Annotated in this window: 12 protein-coding genes; 3 read left to right on the forward strand and 9 right to left on the reverse strand. The window is 55.4% G+C overall.

Translation table 11 applies throughout. The features are described 5' to 3' along the window. The first annotated feature begins 179 nt into the window (after positions 1–179). A complete protein-coding gene (locus P9H32_RS04820; RefSeq protein ID WP_322607743.1) occupies positions 180–470 on the forward strand; it encodes a PGPGW domain-containing protein in 291 nt (96 codons plus the stop codon). On the opposite strand, the gene P9H32_RS04825 is transcribed toward P9H32_RS04820, so the two are convergent. From P9H32_RS04825 to P9H32_RS04855, 7 genes are all read right to left on the reverse strand, one after another. Further along, positions 457–1,857 (reverse strand): sugar porter family MFS transporter, encoded by a 1,401-nt coding sequence (locus P9H32_RS04825; protein WP_322607744.1) that lies wholly within the window; start codon positions 1,855–1,857, stop codon positions 457–459. The genes P9H32_RS04820 and P9H32_RS04825 overlap by 14 nt on opposite strands. Position 1,858: 1 nt before the next feature. After that, positions 1,859–2,893: a uroporphyrinogen decarboxylase family protein gene (locus P9H32_RS04830; RefSeq protein ID WP_322607745.1), complete on the reverse strand. Its 1,035-nt coding sequence runs from the start codon at positions 2,891–2,893 to the stop codon at positions 1,859–1,861. 32 nt (positions 2,894–2,925) lie between these two features. Beyond that, the gene (locus tag P9H32_RS04835) at positions 2,926–4,407 is read right to left on the reverse strand and encodes an alpha-L-fucosidase (protein WP_322607746.1); all 1,482 of its coding nucleotides are present in this window, start codon (positions 4,405–4,407) and stop codon (positions 2,926–2,928) included. Positions 4,408–4,580: 173 nt separating this feature from the next. Further along, positions 4,581–5,987: a glucuronate isomerase gene (gene uxaC, locus P9H32_RS04840; RefSeq protein WP_322607747.1), complete on the reverse strand. Its 1,407-nt coding sequence runs from the start codon at positions 5,985–5,987 to the stop codon at positions 4,581–4,583. A gap of 3 nt (positions 5,988–5,990) precedes the next feature. Continuing rightward, positions 5,991–7,310, reverse strand: a complete 1,320-nt coding sequence (locus P9H32_RS04845; RefSeq protein WP_322607748.1) for a nickel-dependent putative hexonate epimerase — start codon at positions 7,308–7,310, stop codon at positions 5,991–5,993. Positions 7,311–7,381: 71 nt separating this feature from the next. Beyond that, positions 7,382–8,833: a decarboxylating NADP(+)-dependent phosphogluconate dehydrogenase gene (gene gnd, locus P9H32_RS04850; RefSeq protein WP_322607749.1), complete on the reverse strand. Its 1,452-nt coding sequence runs from the start codon at positions 8,831–8,833 to the stop codon at positions 7,382–7,384. A gap of 22 nt (positions 8,834–8,855) precedes the next feature. Next, positions 8,856–9,929 carry a sugar kinase gene (locus tag P9H32_RS04855; protein WP_322607750.1) on the reverse strand — a complete coding sequence of 358 codons (1,074 nt, stop codon included), beginning with the start codon at positions 9,927–9,929 and terminating at the stop codon, positions 8,856–8,858. A 296-nt stretch (positions 9,930–10,225) separates the two neighbouring features. Between P9H32_RS04855 and uxuA the strand changes: the two genes are divergently transcribed. Beyond that, positions 10,226–11,701, forward strand: coding sequence for a mannonate dehydratase (gene uxuA, locus P9H32_RS04860; RefSeq protein ID WP_322607751.1), 1,476 nt, complete (start codon positions 10,226–10,228; stop codon positions 11,699–11,701). A gap of 73 nt (positions 11,702–11,774) precedes the next feature. On the opposite strand, the gene P9H32_RS04865 is transcribed toward uxuA, so the two are convergent. Together P9H32_RS04865 and P9H32_RS04870 are read right to left on the reverse strand one after the other, a co-directional pair. Next, complete coding sequence (locus P9H32_RS04865) at positions 11,775–12,146, reverse strand: response regulator (RefSeq protein WP_322607752.1); 372 nt, start codon at positions 12,144–12,146, stop codon at positions 11,775–11,777. A 34-nt stretch (positions 12,147–12,180) separates the two neighbouring features. Then, on the reverse strand, positions 12,181–16,473 hold the full coding sequence (locus P9H32_RS04870) for a PAS domain S-box protein (protein ID WP_322607755.1): 4,293 nt from the start codon (positions 16,471–16,473) through the stop codon (positions 12,181–12,183). Positions 16,474–16,591: 118 nt separating this feature from the next. Here P9H32_RS04870 and P9H32_RS04875 point away from each other — a divergent pair, with 118 nt between their 5' ends. Beyond that, the gene (locus P9H32_RS04875) at positions 16,592–17,902 is read left to right on the forward strand and encodes a thymidine phosphorylase (RefSeq protein WP_322607753.1); all 1,311 of its coding nucleotides are present in this window, start codon (positions 16,592–16,594) and stop codon (positions 17,900–17,902) included. The last annotated feature ends 134 nt before the right edge of the window (positions 17,903–18,036 follow it).

The following is an 18,036-nucleotide window of genomic DNA, read 5'->3' on the forward strand; positions in this document are numbered from 1 at the left end:
CCTCCTGTGAGGAAGTGTGACACTTGGGGCCACGAGGTCAGGTCACACTTCACCATCCGTGGTTTAATTTTTTATACCGGTTTTCCGGCGGGGATACATTTCGGGGCTATTGGGCTTTCCGGACAGCCTGATTAACGGTTAACTGATCTCCATTAACTGTTGAACCGAAGGTTCAAACTATGAAACGGCTCATCTGGAACAGGCACACCAAACTCATCGCGAAACACGTGGCAGGCTGGTTCTGCATCATCGTCGGCCTCATCATGTGCATCACCCCGGGTCAGGGACTGCTGACCATTCTGCTGGGCGTCTACCTGCTGGCCGATGAAATTCCACTGTTTGGAAAAATCCGCGACTATCTCGAACGCCGGTTCCCCAAAGCCGCCGCCTTTGTTCATCGCCAGCGCCGGAAACTCACTGAAAAATTCGGCCGGAAAACGACGCCCGATGATCCGGCTAATGACGGATGAATTCCTTTTCCAGCTCTTCTATGGTCCGCCCTTTGGTTTCGGGCAGGAAGAAAAAATAAAACGGCAGCGAAACCACCACGATGGCTGCAAAAATGAAGAAGATGAAATGCGTAGGCATCGCCGCCTGCATCATCGGGAACAGTTGCGTGACCAGGGCACTGGTGAGCCAGATGGCGATACTCGCCACCGAAATCGCCATTCCCCGAATCCGGTTCGGAAATACCTCTGAAATAAAAACAAACTTCACCGGCCCGACGGCACAGGCAAATGAGGCAATGAACCCGTTGACCGCAATCACCACCGGTATCCCCATGCTGTCTCTGTAAAACAGTACACCGAGCAGCAGATGCGAAATCAGCATACCGACGGAGCCGATAATCAGCAGCTTTCTGCGGCCCAGCAGATCCATAAAAAACAGGGCAAAAACAGTGGCGCCCATATTGGCGAGACCGATCGTCAGCGAACTGCCCAGCGCTGCACCGGTGGTAAAACCGGCCGCTTCAAAAATCTTCGGCGCATAGTAAAGCACGGCGGCGATACCGCAGGCTTCAGCAAAAAAACAGACCAGCATGGAGAGCACCAGCGGCCGGCAGAGCCGGGCGGTGAAAAGGTCATACAGATGAACATCAGACTCAATTCGGATGGCTTCCTGAATCTCAGCGGACACCTCCTGCCCCCGTTCCGGTCCGTTGATCCGCTGCAGAACGGCCAGCCCTTTTTTCACACGTTCATTTTTAATCAGCCAGCGCGGGGTTTCCGGCAGAAAGGCCGTGCAACCCAGAAACAGAATGCCGGGAACCGCCTCTGCCGCAAACATGAAACGCCAGTACTGATCCACCGCAAACCATTTCCAGACTTCGGAAAATGCGGTATTCCCGGCGTGGGTTTCGGCATAGACGAAGATTTTCCAGTTTACGAGCAGGCAGACCACAATGCCGATGGTAATGGTAAACTGATACAGCGTAACCAGCCCGCCGCGATATTTTTCCGGGGCCACTTCCGAGATATAAAGCGGACAGACCATGGTGGCCGCACCAATACCCATGCCGCCGATAACACGGGCCAGAATCAGCTGCATGGCACCGCTGGCCAGACCGCTCCACACCGCAGAGATAAAGATCAGAACTGAAGCCAGAATAATCAGTGATTTCCGCCCGGATTTATCGGCAATAAAACCGGAGCAGAAAGAGCCGATCCCGCAGCCCAGCAGAGTACTGCTGACAAAGAAGCCGGTCTGGGTCGGGGTAAACATAAACAGGTCGGTTACCTCCGAGGTCGTGCCGGATACCACGATGACATCATATCCGAACAGGATACCGCCTGCCCCCGCCACCAGGCAGATAAACCATAAATACAGTTTCGACCCGGCTTCTTTGACGTCACTCATGTCATTTCCCCTTAACCGCATTCAGCAACGCTTCGATGTTGGCCGGCGGAATATCCGGAAGAATCGCCTCATGGCTCGGCGAAATCACCAGGCCGGTCGGAAAAACCGACCTCAGCTCATTCACCTTTTCGGCCACTTCTTCGGGTGTTCCGTTCACCAACAGGTTCTGCGCATCCACACCGCCGCAGAATGCCACCTTATCGCCGAATTTATCCTTCAGTCCCTGCGGCTCCATTCCGGCCGCCAGAGCCTGAATCGGGTGCACCACATCCACGCCGCTTTCAATGAGATCCGGAATAATATCCGCAACCGCACCGCACGAGTGATAAATCACTTTCAGGCCATACGACTTCGCCTGCTCAATCAGCCGGATATTGCTCGGAGTCACGAACTCATGCAGCAGCTCCGGCGAAACCATCAGCCCCTGCTGGCTGCCCATATCGTTTCCGATCAGCACCGCATGAATCTTATCCGCCACGGCTTCATAGAAAATTTTATTCGCTTCCATGTAGAAATCGGTACAGCGGTTAATGACCGCATGGTACATCTCCGGCGAGTCGTACATCATCATCATCGCCTCCTCCATGCCGAAAGCCGCGTTGGTATCCTGAAAATGTGATGACCATAGAATCGCCATCCGTGCCCGGTCCTCCGGCAGCTCATCCACCAGCTTCCGGCAGAGATCCGGATCTATATATTTCGATGGATCCGGCCAGTCGAAATCATTCACCCGCGCCGGATCCTCCACCCCTTGGAAAAATCCCGTTTCACCCAGCGTCCGCTCTTCGTTATCCAGTTTCCCATGGTTGGAAAAATCAAGCGCCATATGGATGGCATCGGCCGACGGAGAATGGTACGGCATCTCCAGGGTAACGACATCGTCGTCCAGCTTCAGGCTCATCTCCGTGATACTGCTGACGCCGAAATAGCTGAACAGGCCTTCGAGCGCCGCCTCGGTCGGCTCGCCCATCCAACTGGCCGGCCGATCCACCGGCTTGCGCTCGATCGTGTTGATAAAACGTTCAATATGATTCATGGCTGACTTCCTTTCCCCTGTTGTTTCCAGTTCTAACGCATAATCCGAAAGACATAAGCATGCGCACACGGTTTCCTTTGCGGGAGCCGGATATCCAGCGATAAAGCCTGACGCTCCCACTGCAGCGCCCCCCGGTGACCCACCAGCTCAACCCCCGTGATTTCACCGTTATACAGCGCTTTCCCAAACCGTTCGACCGACAGCGTACCCGACTCCGGCCAGCCGAACGCAATGGCATACAACTGTCCGTCCCGCTCCGTGAACCGAATATCCTCGGCAGTAAAACCGGAAAAATTTTGATCCGCCAAATGGCCCACTTTGGTTTCAGTCGGCCCTTCTCCGTAATAGATCCACGGACGGCTTTCATAAATCGCCTCGCCGTTCAGCTTCAACCATGCCCCCATTTCCCGCAGAATCCGCTGCTGCTCTGCCGGAATCGATCCATCCGGATGCGGTGCCATATTCAACAGCAGACATCCGTTTTTACTGACAATATCCACGAGATCATGAATCAACCGGTCGGTGCTGTAATATTCGATATCCCGCGACCACGACCACGTTCCAGGCGAAATTGATGTATCCGTCAGCCACGGCTCCGGATAAATTTCCGGCATGCGGGAGCGTTCAAGATCAACGGTTCCGACGCCCAGCGGAAAGTCAGGACGCTTGAAGGTCAGCACAAATTCCTGCCCGCGCGCATCGGCTTTGTTATAGGCAAAGGCGAGCATGTTCTGGCGGATCGTTTCGGAAAGAATCTGAATGCGGTTATCGAACCAGAGCAGGTCCGGGGAATAACCGTCCACCACTTCCTTCACTTTTTCCAGCCACACCTGCTCCCACACGGGATACGGCATCGGCAAAGCGCCGCTCGACCATCCTTTTGAGCTTTTCAGCCGTTGCGCGGTTTCGGGGAGTTTCGGCCCATAAAGCGAAGCATTTGCCGGATCGGCGCAATCGGTTCCTTCCTGCCAGGTCGGAAACCAGCCCCACAGCCAGGAATGGTGCAGACTCACCACATATTTCAGGCCCCGCTTGCGCACCGCCTTTTCCAGCTCGGCCACCACATCGCGCTTCGGGCCCATGTCGGCCGCGTTCCACGGATTAACCTTCGACGCCCACATGGAAAAACCGTCGGCATGCTCCCCCGCCGGGCCGCCGAAACGGGCACCGGCGTCCACCATCAGCTCCGCCCACTCATCGGCATTGAATTTTTCACCGGTGAACATCGGTACAAAATCCTTGTACCCGAATTCATCGAGCGGCCCGTAATTTTCCTCATGAAAGCGACGGTTCGGATGACCGGCTTTATACATATTCCGGCCATACCAGTCGCTGTTGCCCGGGGCGCCGGGAACCGAATAGACCCCCCAGTGCGCATAAATCCCGAACTTCGCATCCTGAAACCATTCGGGGCATTCATACTGCCGCAACGAATTCCAGGTGGGCTCAAATTTTTCCGCAGCGGCCCCCAGCGCCAACCCGGCCACAACCAGACACCTCAAAAATCTCATCATCCTTCTCCGTCAAATGAAGTGGGCACACGACGCGCCGCTTCTTATTCATTAACGGAAAAGTGTTCGGTATTTTAAGGGTTCTGTCTATGTCTGCCGCTGTTGGCCTTATGTCTGATTCTGTCAGAACTGCCCGATCAGGAACCGGAACATGGCTCTTTCGACCAGCACCGGAACTAGACCTCGATACCGAAGTATTCCACCGCGTTGTTATAGCAGATATTTTCCACCATTGATCCCAGCAGATCCATATCGGCCGGCAGCTCCCCGTTTTCCACATCGCTGCCCAGCAGATTGCAGAGAATCCGACGGAAATATTCATGACGCGGATACGACATAAAACTGCGCGAATCGGTCAGCATTCCGACAAACCGGCTCAACAGCCCCAGCAGCGAAAGCGCATTCATCTGCTTCTCCATGCCGTCTTTCTGATCCAGGAACCACCACCCGGAACCAAACTGCATTTTTCCGGGAAATGAACCGTCCTGATAGTTTCCAATCATCGTGGCAAACAGCTCGTTGTCCGCCGGATTAATGTTATAGAGAATCGATTTTGCCAGCTGATCCGAAGCATCCAGCCGGTCCAGCAACTTGATAAATCCGGGCCCCTGACGGTAATCTGCAATCGAATCAAAACCGGTATCCGGCCCCAGTGCATTAAACAGACGGGTATTATTATTCCGGAACACCCCCACATGAAACTGTTGCGCCCAACCGCGCGAATGATTCATCTTCGCCGCTTCATACAAAAATGCGCCCAGAAATTTATCCTGCTCCTCCCCGGTCACCGTTTTGCCGCTCATCACTTTGCTGAAAATGGCATCCAGTTCTGCCGGAGTGGCTTCCGCATCCGGAATGTACGCCACCCCGTGGTCCGAAAGGCGGCAGCCGGCCGCGTGAAAATAACCGTGACGCGCATCAACGGCCCCCACCAGATCCTCAAAACGTTTAATCGTCTGCCCCGTCACATTTTCCAGACGTTGGATGTAGGCCGAATAGACCTCGGGGTCGCTCAGATTTGCTGCTTTATCCGGCCGGAACGTCGGCAGCATTTTAACCTCAAAACCCTCGGCGGCCACCTGCTTATGGAAGTGCAGATCATCCACCGGATCATCCGTCGTACAAACCACCTTAACGTTCATTTTACGCATCAAATTGCGCGCACTGAATTCCGGCGTCTGCAGCTTGGCCGTGCACTCTTCATAAATCGCATCGGCGGTAGCCGGACTCAACAGCGTATCAATGTCAAAATAACGCTGCAGCTCGAGATGTGTCCAATGATAGAGCGGATTGCGCAGCGTCTGCGGAACCGTCGCCGCCCAGGCATCGAATTTTTCTTTCCAGGAGGAATCCCCCGTGCAGTATTTTTCCTTCACCCCGTTCGTGCGCATGGCCCGCCATTTATAGTGATCGCCCCCCAGCCAGATTTCCGCCAGGTTTTCATACTGCTTATCCTCGGCCACTTCCTGCGGCGGAAGATGGCAGTGATAATCATAAATCGGCATGTCCTTGGCATACTCGTGATACAGCTTAATCGCCGTTTTCGTTCGGAGGAGGAAATCCTCATCCATAAATTTTTTCATCGCTTACTCCTTAAATTTGTCCTTAAACGCCCAGAGCCCCAGCGCCGGATTGGAAATATAGAAAATCTCTTCTCCGTCCGGCAGGATGTTCCAGCCGTCCTTAAGAACAGCGGGATCATACCGCGCCGCCATCTCATCATAGGCCGCCGCCTTGAATCCAACCGACCGCACTTCATCCAGCGTCACCTCACGGCCCGGACAATATGTAATCGCAAAACGTCCCTCCGACGAACCGTGAATCAGATGCGCCGCCGCTCCCAGATTGGAACGCAGCTCCTCATCCTCTTCCACATGCTTCAGCGTCGCCGGCGTTCCGCAATAGCCGAATTTACGAATCAGTTTATCAATCGTGGGGTCTTCGCCGAACTCCTTCAGTGCCGGAGCCAGTACAATCAGCTCCCCGTCATCCGCAATCGCCATACGGGTACGGTAGACCGACTTGTTGCCCAGCCAGGTGCTCTGAAACTCGTGCGGATCCAGATAAACCACCACTTTCTTCGGCTCCCGGTCCAGCAATGTAATGTTCACCGCGCGCGCCAGTTTGCAGGCCTCCTCGAAAACAGTCACATCCTCGCCGGCAAAAAAACCGCGCATGTGCATTTCGCCGGAATCATAATCCTGCTCCATCACCGTCAGAATATACGTGATCGGCAGGTCCGCAAGATAGGTCGCCACCGCATGATTAAACAGCCGTCGCACCGGCGAATCCGTCTGCCCCAGAATATTTTCAATGCCGGCCACCGCACCGAGAAAATGTGATTTATTGATAATGTCCGATCCCCCGGCACCGACCACAATATTCTTGGTATAGTTGGCCATGCCCACCACCTCATGCGGCACCACCTGGCCGATCGAAAGAATCAGGTCATAACCGTCAAACAGCATCCGATTGACTTCCACGCCGACCGTATAATTCACCTTCCCATCAGAAAGTTCAGCAAGCATATCACCGGAAATTTCGCCTTTTCGAACCACCTCATTCCGCCAATCGTGCACCTTGAAAGCATCCAGCGGAATCTGCTCACCGAACATCATCCGCAGCTGTGCATCCGTCATCGGATTATGCGTTCCAAGCGTTGGAAGAATATCCACCTCAACGCCGTCAGCCGTCAGCTTTTCATACACCATTGCCGTAATCGGACCGGCCATCGAATTCAACCGCGTGTGATCCGGCGGCAGCAGCAGCACCCGCCGCCCCGCTGAAGACCGCGGCTCGGCACACCTGCGCAGGTGTGCAGTTCCGGAAGCCTCCAGCGTCTGAAAAACCAGATCCCGCAACTCATCCTGAGAAATGGAGATGTCTTCACCATATGTACTGATCATAATAATTCCCGATAGTTGACGGAACAGCTCGCTTCGTCACCGGTATTCGGCGACGAAGCGGAGAGGAATATCTAGGCGATATAGGTGGATGCCGAGGTATCACCCCCGCGTCCGGTCCAGTTGGTGTGGAAAAATTCGCCGCGCGGTTTGTCCAGCCGTTCATAGGTGTGCGCACCGAAATAGTCGCGCTGCGCCTGCAGCAGATTCGCCGGAAGGCGTTCCGAACGATACCCGTCGAAATAGGCCAGCGCCGCGCCGATCGCCGGCATGGGGATACCCAGCTCTGCGGATTTCATAATCACCCGGCGCCACGATGCCTGCGCATTTTCGACCGCATCTTTGAAGAACGGATCGAGCAGCAGGTTGACAAGATCCGGATTGGAATCGAACGCTTCCTTGATTTTGCCGAGGAAAACCGAACGGATAATACAGCCGCCGCGCCACATCAGCGCAATCTCTCCGTTATTCAGGGTCCAGCCATGCTCTGCAGCCGCGGCGCGCATCAGCTGATAACCCTGCGCATACGACACAATTTTTGAGGCATACAGCGCCTGTTTAAGATCTTCGATCATTTGCGCCTTATCGCCGTCGAAAGACGTTTCCGGACCGCTCAGCACCTTCGAAGCCGCCACACGCTCATCCTTCAGCGCGGAAAGGCAGCGGGCAAATACCGCTTCGCCGATCAGCGTCAGCGGCTGACCGCAGTCCAGCGCGGAAACCGCCGTCCATTTCCCGGTGCCCTTCTGTCCGGCCGTATCGAGGATCGAATCGATCACCGCTTCGCCCTCTTCCGTTTTATAGCCGAGGATATCGCGGGTGATTTCAATAAGGTAGGAATCGAGCTCACTCTCGTTCCAGGCCTTGAAAACCTCGTGCATCTCCTCGTTGGAGAGGCCGAGGCCTTCTTTCATCATCTGATACGTTTCGCAGATCATCTGCATATCGCCGTATTCAATTCCGTTATGCACCATTTTCACAAAATGGCCGGCACCGTCGGAACCCACCCACTCGCAGCAGGGTTCACCGGTTTCAGTATGCGCGGAAATTTTCTGAAAAATCGGCTTAACCGATTCCCACGCTGCGGGCGAGCCGCCGGGCATGATCGACGGACCGAGCAGCGCGCCCTCTTCACCGCCGGAAACCCCGGTGCCGATGTAGAGCAGCCCCTTGCTTTCCACATATTCCGTGCGCCGGATCGTATCCGGATAATGGCTGTTTCCGCCGTCAATAATGATGTCACCCTCCTCAAGGTATGGCAGCACCTGTTCAATCAGCGCATCCACCGCCGCGCCGGCTTTCACCAGCATCATGACTTTACGCGGACGCTCCAGACTGGCGCAGAATTCTTCAATGCTCTTGCATCCGATAAAGTTTTTTCCGGCACCGCGCCCCGATACAAATTTTTCCACTTTCTCCACCGTACGGTTGAATACCGCCACGGTGAATCCCTTGCTCTCCATGTTCAGAACGAGGTTTTCGCCCATCACGGCCAGACCGATCAATCCAATATCTGCTTTCGACATGCTGTCTCTCCTAGTTTAAAATTTAGCGTTTAACCCGGGCGTTTCCTTCCCAGATGCTCCAGAGCTGATCTTCATCAGCCGGTTGCGCGTAATCGGTGAGCATAGTAGCGGCGAGTGCTCCGCTTGCCCAACCGAACCTCGCACATTTTTGCACATCCCAGCCTTTCAGGATGCCATAGAGCAGCCCCCCCACAAAACCGTCGCCGCCGCCGATCCGGTCCAACACCCCGATTTCGCGCGGTTGGATAATTTCCCAATCGCTGGAATCCGTCACCAGCGCCCCCCACATATGGGCGTTCGCTGAAAGGACTTCCCGCAACGTGGTGGCGAAATATTTTGCATTCGGATAAGCCTGCTGCACGCGGCCGATCATCTCCTTGAACCCGTCGATCTTGGAATCCAGTCCCGCACCGCCCGCTTCCGGCCCCTCAATACCGAGGCACAGCTGAAAATCCTCTTCGTTACCAATCAGAATATCGCTGGCATCGGCAATTTCATGAAAGGCTTTACGCAGCTCCTCCTCGCGCCCCTTCCAGAAGCTGGCGCGATAATTCAGATCGAACGAAATTCTTGATCCGTGCGCTTTGGCCGCACGCGCCACATCCAGGCAGAACTGACTCGTTTTCGGCGACAGCGCGGCAATCAGCCCCGAAAGGTGAACAATCTCCACGCCTTCTTCGCCGAAGATCCGGTCGAGATCAAAATCAGCGGCACTGAGCTCGCGCCCGACCTCGCCGGCGCGATCGTTCTGAACACGCGGACCGCGCGATCCCCATCCGCTGTCCGCCATGTTGATCTGATGACGAAATCCCCACGGATTATCCTGCTCAAATTCAGGGCCCTCAAAATCCATCCGCCGGCTCTTCAGATTGTCTTTAATAAAATGGGCCACCGGACTTCCCTTCACAAAGGCCGTCAGCACCTTCACCGGTAGACCGAGATAGGATGAAACACTGGCCACATTGCTCTCTGCACTGGTCGCCTGCATTTTAAACGTATCACTGCTGTGGAACGGTTGCGAATCCGTCGGGGTCAGCCGGATTCCCATACTCGTCGGCACTAAAAGGGCATATTTTTTCAATCCGTTTTCGGTCATTTTTTATCCTCCTGCGGTTATTTCGTAATCAACAGGTTATTAACAGCCTTTCCAACGCCTGGAAACCCGGGAAAACTCAGACGTACTGAAAATGAACCTCAATGGTTTGAGATAATGATTTTACTTTATTTTATACAAGAAAAATCATTGCATTTTAACCGGGACCTCCCGATATTCCCGCCAACTTACCAACGGGCTTAAACTGGCAGGGAAGTACTTATTTATATGCCCCTGTTCACGGGGGTTTAAGGGGACCGTTACAAAATTGAATACAACTTATTCACAGGGGTGAAATCATGAGCGAAATTTATCATCAGAACTGGAATCGCGAGCGGGTACGCGCCGGTATGCGCTGGTTCGGGCCCGAGGACATCGTCACCATTCGTAACATCCAGCAGACGCCCGGCGTCACCAATATCATCACCGCGCTGCATCATATTCCGGCAGGCGAAATCTGGACCGAAAACGAAATTGCGCGGCGTAAAATTGAAGTGGAATTCCAGCCGCTGGAAAACGAGCCGCAACTCAAAGGCATGGATCTTTATCAGTGGTATCAGACCAACGGCACCCGCACCGGCCTGGTCTGGGATACCGCCGAAAGCCTGGTCTTCACCGAAGACATCAAAAACGGCAGCCCGAATCGTGACGAACATATCCGGAAATACAAAATAAGCCTGCAGAACCTCGGGCGTTTCGGCATCCATAATGTCGTCGGCAATTTTATGCTGGTGGCCGACTGGACCCGCACCAGCATCACCCGGTTGGCCGATGGTTCAAAAACGCTTAAATATATCCACGCCGCATTTGCCGCTTTTGATATTTTCCTGCTCAAACGCCACACTTCAGAACAGGCCTATATCGACGACGGTTCGTTCTCGGCCGAAGAAGTGGAGGAGGCCCGGAAATATTTTAAAACTTATCTGGCCGGAAATTCCGAACGCCAACAGGAACTGATTGATATGATCACCGCCGGCCTGCCCGGCGCTCAGGAAGGATTCACGCTCGATGATTTTCGCGCAGCCGTGGCCAAATATGAAGGCATGTCGCTGGAGACCTTGCAGAAACACATTGCCTACTTTCTCGATGAAGTCGTTCCGGTGGCCTCCGCCGCCGGTGTCCGGCTCTGCTGCCATGCCGACGACCCGGCCTTCTCCCCGTTCCTGGGCACACCGCGCGCCGTGGGCGGTGCAGACGGCTATAAATTTCTGCTGGATCACGGCTGCGGCGTGAATATGTGCATCGGCTCTCTGATGGCCAGAGAAACCAATCGCGATATCACCGCTCTCATCCGCGAAATAGCGGAATACGGGCAAATGAAAGGCCTGAGCATCGACGAAATCTTTCCGCATATCCACCTCCGCCCCATCGAAACCGACGGCAAAAACTTCCGCGAGGGCCACCACGCCGAACACCGCGAAGAATTAGCCAAAGTGGTCCACACGTTGGTTGATCTCGGATGGCAGGGCGTTTTCCGGCCCGACCATGCCCCGCAGTCGGACCACGGATTCGGCCGCCCCGGCTACGACGCCATCGGCCGCGGTTACGGAGCACAGTTGCTCCTCGGACTGTTTGAAATGGCGGAAATCATTAAAACCACCCGCTTCCGCGCCGTGGAGGCCGCGATTCAGGCCAGCGACGGCAATATGACCAAAAAAGAAGAGGCCTTCGAAGCGGCCCGCAAAGCCGAGGCCGATAAAATCAGTCGCAAAATCGCCTTCATCAAAGTCCCGTTTATCTATGGAGAAAAAGGCGTAATGGCAAAAATCGACTGATCCGCCGGTTCGGCGCAACGCAGCCGTTTCCCCTCCTGTAACCGCTGCCGCCGGAGCCCTTCAGCCGGAAGGGCTAAACTCCCGCCAGCGCTTTTTCCACAGCCCCGAGCAGGTCATCCAGCTCAACCGGCTTATAAAGCACATCGCACGCCCCGAACTTTTTCGCCATCGGCAGAAAATCCATCGGCATCGCATGCATCCCGCCGGAAATGGCAATCACTGGAATATCGGCCTCTTTGCCGCGTATCGCCATAACCACCTCAAGACCATCAGTTTCCGGCATCATGATGTCGGTGATCACAAGGTCCACCGGCGCCTCTTCCACCAAGCGCAATCCCTGCCGCCCGTCAGCCGCAACAACAACCTCGTGCCCCTTGCCGTCGAGAAAACGCTTAAACACGTTGCGAATTGTTTCATCGTCATCAATTATCAAAATACGAGCCATATCCGCTCCCCTCTATAGTGTGAAACAGATTTGACTAAACAGCGGACGCTTCATCAAGCATTTCCCGCACGGTTTGCAGAAGCAGCATACTGCCTACCGGCTTTTCCAAATACCGAAAATGGTTTTTCTTGATTACATCATGTGTTGCCGAATCGTGGGAATACCCACTGCAGATCAATACCGCCAGATGCTCATCTGATTTCCGAAACGTCTGCGCCAGCTCCAGCCCGCTTCCGTCCGGAAGCACCATATCCGCAATCAGCAGATCAAAGCATCCTTCGGTCATCGCCCTTCCCGCCTCGGCCACATCGGCCGCGGACTCCACATCGTACCCGGCATCTTTCAGCATCCGGCAGGTCAGATCGCGCACCACCGTATCATCCTCCATCACCAGAATACGCTCGCCATGGCCCTCCAGAGAGCGCTCATCAACCGGCATGCCGTCTTCCTCCTCGGCAAGACCTTCCTGCTCGGCACATACCGGCAGATACACACTGAAAACCGCGCCTTCACCCACTCGGCTCTCGACCTCAATGCGCCCGCTGTGCCGCTGAACAATTCCATAAACCACCGACAGCCCGAGCCCCGTCCCCTCGCCCACCTGCTTGGTGGTATAAAACGGCTCAAACAGATGCTGCCGCACATCCTCCCGAATTCCGTGCCCGCTGTCCGAAACCTGCAGACAGATTAAGCCATGCTCCGGTTCCGAAACCTCCTCCATCCACGGACTGCCATTATACGTACGGACCGTCAGCCGACCGCCCTCTGGCATGGCATCGCGCGCATTGATGAACAGATTGAGAATAATCTGCTCAATCTGACTCTGGTCGGCCCGCACCGGTTTCAGCTCCTCCGCCAGATCAAAAACAAATTCGATCTGCTCACCAATCAGCCGCCGCATCATCTTCTCATTCTGCAGAATAACGTGGTTCAGATTCAGCACCGAGTATTCCACATTATGCTTTCGGCTCAGCGTCAGCAGCTGACGCGTCAGATCGCCCGCACGACGGGCCGCTGTCCGGATTTCCGCCACATCTTCATAGGGTGCCGACCCCTCCTCCAGCTCGCCCATCAAAATGCCGCTGAACCCGAGGATCGATTGCAGAATATTATTAAAATCATGCGCAACACCCCCCGCAAGACGGCCGACAGCATCCATTTTCTGGGCCTGTCGAACATGCTGTTCGAGCTCAATCTGGTTCGTCACATCACGGATGGCCACCACATAATGCTCAATAGTGCCCGTCGGGTCCTTCACCGGCGAAATCGCCGACTCAACCGTATACAGCGATCCATCCTTATGCCGATTCACAATCCGCCCGTTCCACGAAGTGCCCGACTCAATCGTTTTCCAGATATTGGAATAAAACAGATCGTCGTGCCGGCCGCTCTTGATGATCGCCAGATTCCGGCCGACCGCCTCTGCCGGAGTAAATCCCGTAACCGTTTCAAACGCCGGATTCACATACTGAATAAAGCCCTTCAGATCCATAATTACAATGGCCTCGGCCGACTGGTTAATCGCCGTGGTCAGGCGCGCCCGCTCTTCCTCCAGCGTCTTTCGGACCGTTATATCCTGATACGCTCCCAGCACGCCGATCACCCGCCCATCCACATCACGGATCGGCACCTTACTTGTACTCAGCCAGTATTTAGACCCGTCCGGACGCGTCTGCGGTTCCTCATAATTAATCCGCTCCAGCTCCAGCTCCATCACCTCGTTGTCATCCCGCCGATATGCATCCGCCTCCGTCTCCGACCAGCCCATCTCAAAATCAGACCGCCCCACCAGATCATCAGGACATTCAAATCCCGCATCGAGCGCAAATGCACTGTTACAGCCCATGTAAATACAGTTCCGGTCCTTCCAGAAAACCCGCGCCGGAATCGTGTCGATAATACGCCGCTGAAACAACCGCGACTCCTCCAGCTCCCGCTCCGTTCGAATGCGCTCCGTCACATCACGCGCAATGCCGTGAATCTCTTTAAGCCGACCCTCTGCATCCGGTATCACCGTCGTCACGATCTCCAAAACAAGGTGCGATCCGTCGCGATGCTCCATTTCAAAATAAAAACTGCCCGACTCCGTATGCCCCTCACCCCGCCACTGCAACCGCGCCGCAATCTCATCCCGGCACTCCGGCACCGCCAGATCCAACAGATTCTTCCCGATCAATTCACCAATCGGGAACCCCGTCACCTCTTCAGCCGCCGAATTGATATAAGTAAAACTCCCCTCCGCATCCGTTGTAAAAATCACATCATTCGTATTGTCAAAAATATGCTGCAGCTGCCGCTGAGCCTGCCGCACCGCCTCTTCTGCAATACGACGCGCCGTCACATCCGTGACCACCACCCCCAGATACCCCGGCTTCGGAACAAAAATCCACACCGAAATATACCGGCCGATCGCCTCCATCCGGTTTTCATACGAAGACGCTGTACCCGTCATCGCCACCTTGGCCAGCACCGAATCCCAATACTCCTCCAACGGCTGAAAAACCTCCTTCAACGACCGGCCGATCAGCTCCATCCGGTCCCGCTTCGCCATTTTCCGCGCCGACTCATTCAACTGCGAAAAACGGAAATCAATCGGGATACCACTCGCCGAATTGACCACCTCGAACAACACAAACCCCGTCGTCATATTCTCAAACAGATTCCGGTAATCCTGCTCACTCGCCGTCAGCGCCGCCACCATCTGCCGATACGGCGTCACATCCCAGTTCATCCCCACAACCCGCCGCGGCTTCCCCTCCTTATCATACTCCACCTGCGCCAGTCCCCGCACATGCCTCACCTGCAGCCGCTCCGTCACAATCCGGAACTCCGCCTCAAACGTTTCATGCTCCTCCACCGCAAGACGGAACTCCTCCTGAATCTTCTCCACATCATCCGGATGCACCGAACGCTCCCACGAATGGAACTTCCCGTTAAACGTTTCCCGCGCCACCCCGAATATTTCAAACATCTGGTCATCCCAGATCAGATTATCTGTTTCGAACTCATACTCCCAGATGCCCACCTTTCCCGCCTGCGTCGCCAGTTGCAGCCGTTCATTGGTGCGCTTCAGTGCCAGCTCCGCTTCCTTTCGCTCCGTAATATCCCGACCCACCCCGATAATCGCCTGCACCTTCCCGCTCTCATCCAGAATCGCCGTATCCTGCCACGAAAGCCAGCGCCAGCCCGACTTCGTCATCGCCCGTTGCTCCATATACGCTGTATGCGGCGGCTCAAAAACCTTAACAAACTCCATTTCCGTCGAAGCCCGGTCCTCCTCATGCACCAGCGGAAGAAAGGTACTGCCCAGCAAATCCTCCTCCCGCTTTTCGAACACCTCACAATACGATGGACTTACATAAAGAAACGTCCCGTCCGCATCCACCTTCACCACCAGATCCGACTGATTCTCCACCAGCATCCGGTACCGCTCCTCACTCGAACTCAACCGCTCCGTCCGCAACTTCACCTCACGCCGCAGCCACCAGCTCAGCACCAGAAACAACACCGTCGAAAACACGGTAACCCCGAAAAGCGCCTTCACCCAGAACGGCACCGTAACCCGCCACGGATGCTCCGCACCGAACCAATAATCAAACTGCCGGAAATAATAGGAACCCCTGTTCTCCTTCCACGGCCCAAGCACCGCATCAATATCCGCCAGCACATCCGCATGCCGTCCCCTCTTCGCCGCAAAATGAACCGGGGCCGGCGAAAACTGAATCGGCGTACCCACCACATGATACCTTCGCCCGAAACGCAGCCCGTAATGATTCGGCACCACCCCCGCATCAATTTCCCCCGCCTCCAGCGCCTCAAAAATCTCCCGATGCGAATCATACGCCGTACACGTGTAATCAATCCCGAACGCCACCGCCAACTGAATGAAATTCTTCCCGTGAATCCCCTCCTTCATGATCCCCACATGCAAACCATGCAGATCCAGCACACTCTCAACATCCGACTCCTCAGCCACACACACCTGGCTCCAGACCTCCAGCACCGGCGTTTCCGTGAAATCCATCACCTCCGTGCGCTCAACCGTATAAGTCACACACATCATCAAATCCAGCTCTTCACGCTGCAGCTTCGCAAGCCCCTCCGCCCACGTAACCGGAACAAATTCCGGCACCCAGCGCCCCCTCACACGCGCAATCTCACGCAGCAGATCCGGATTAAACCCCTGCGCCCCCCCCTCCTCATCAACAAAATTCAGCGGCTCCATGTCGAACACACCCACACGCACCGCCCTCGCCGCATCCTCCGCCATCACGGACAACGCACCCAACAGCAGAACCCCCAACCCCAATTTAAAACCTCGAACCATCACTCAACATCCCCGCATTCAAAAATATGGAAAAGAATAGAGAATCGCCCTCCATAAAACAACCCGCACCCCGCCCCAAACACTCGACACCCGCCCCGCCATTCCCTAACCTCCCCCCATGCTACCCCAATGGATCATCGAAAAAAAACGCGACGGCTCGGAACTCGACACCCCCGAAATCCGTGAATTCATCGAAGGCTACACCAAAGGCGACATCCCCGACTACCAGATGGCCGCCCTCGCCATGGCCATCTACTTCAACGGCATGACCCCCCGCGAAACCGCCGACCTCACCCACGCCATGATGCACTCCGGCCAGGTCATCAACCCCGACGCCATCCCCGGCACCAAAGTCGACAAACACTCCACCGGCGGCATCGGCGACAAAATATCCATCCCCCTCGCCCCCCTCGTCGCCGCCTCCGGCGCCACCGTCCCCATGATCTCCGGCCGCGGACTCGGCATCACCGGCGGAACCCTCGACAAACTCGAAGCCATCCCCGGCTACCGCACCAACCTCACCCAGACCCAATTCTTCCAGACCCTGGAAGCCGTCGGCTGCTCCATGATCGGCCAAACCCCCGAAATCGCACCCGCCGACAAAAAACTCTACGCCCTGCGCGACGTCACCGCCACCGTCCCCTCCATCCCCCTCATCGTCTCCTCCATCATGTCCAAAAAACTCGCCGAAGGCATCGACGCCCTCGTCCTCGACGTCAAATGCGGCTCCGGCGCCTTCATGAAAAATATCGACGATGCCCGCGCCCTCGCCCAAGCCCTCGTCGACACCGGCAAAGCCATGGGCAAAAAAGTCACCGCCCTCATCACCGACATGAACCAGCCCCTCGGCCGCAACGTCGGCAACGCCCTCGAAATCCGCGAATCCCTCCAAATCCTCAACGGAAAAGGCCCCGCCGATTCACAACGCCTCACCCTCGAACTCGCCAAACAAATGCTGCATGTAGCCGAGATCCATGACCTCGGAAAAGGAATCCGTAACCCCGAAGACAAAATCAAAGCCCCCGCCCTTCACCTAAAAGACGGCTCCGCCATGCAGAAATTCAAACAAATGGTGTCCCTCCACGGCGGCGATCTGTCCACAGCACTTCCGGAAGCCGAAAACCAAATCGAACTCCCCGCCCCCCGATCCGGCTATATCTCAGAATGCAATGCCGAAGCCATCGGCCGCGCCGCCCTGCTCCTCGGCGCCGGACGCACAAAAACCACCGACACCATCGACCCCGCCGTCGGCATTTCCAACCTCCGGAAAATCGGCGAACCCATCGAAAAAGGCCAAGCCCTCTGTACCATCCACTCCAACAGCCGCGAAAACACGGAACGGCTTTTCCAACTCCTGGAAACCGCCTTCAGCATCTCCCCCTCCCCCCGAATCCCCCCTCCCCTCATCCTCGAAACCATCACCGCATAAAACAAAATCGGATTTTATCTAAAAAGCGCAGTATTGCAAAGAATAGCATGTTTTATAATTTGAAACTTCCACCCCCATCAGGCACAGTCTCAAACGTGCTCATGCACTCCACATTCAAAGCACCCGACCGCAAG

The sequence above is a fragment of the Pontiella agarivorans genome (genome assembly GCF_034531395.1).
GTDB lineage: Bacteria > Verrucomicrobiota > Kiritimatiellia > Kiritimatiellales > Pontiellaceae > Pontiella > Pontiella agarivorans.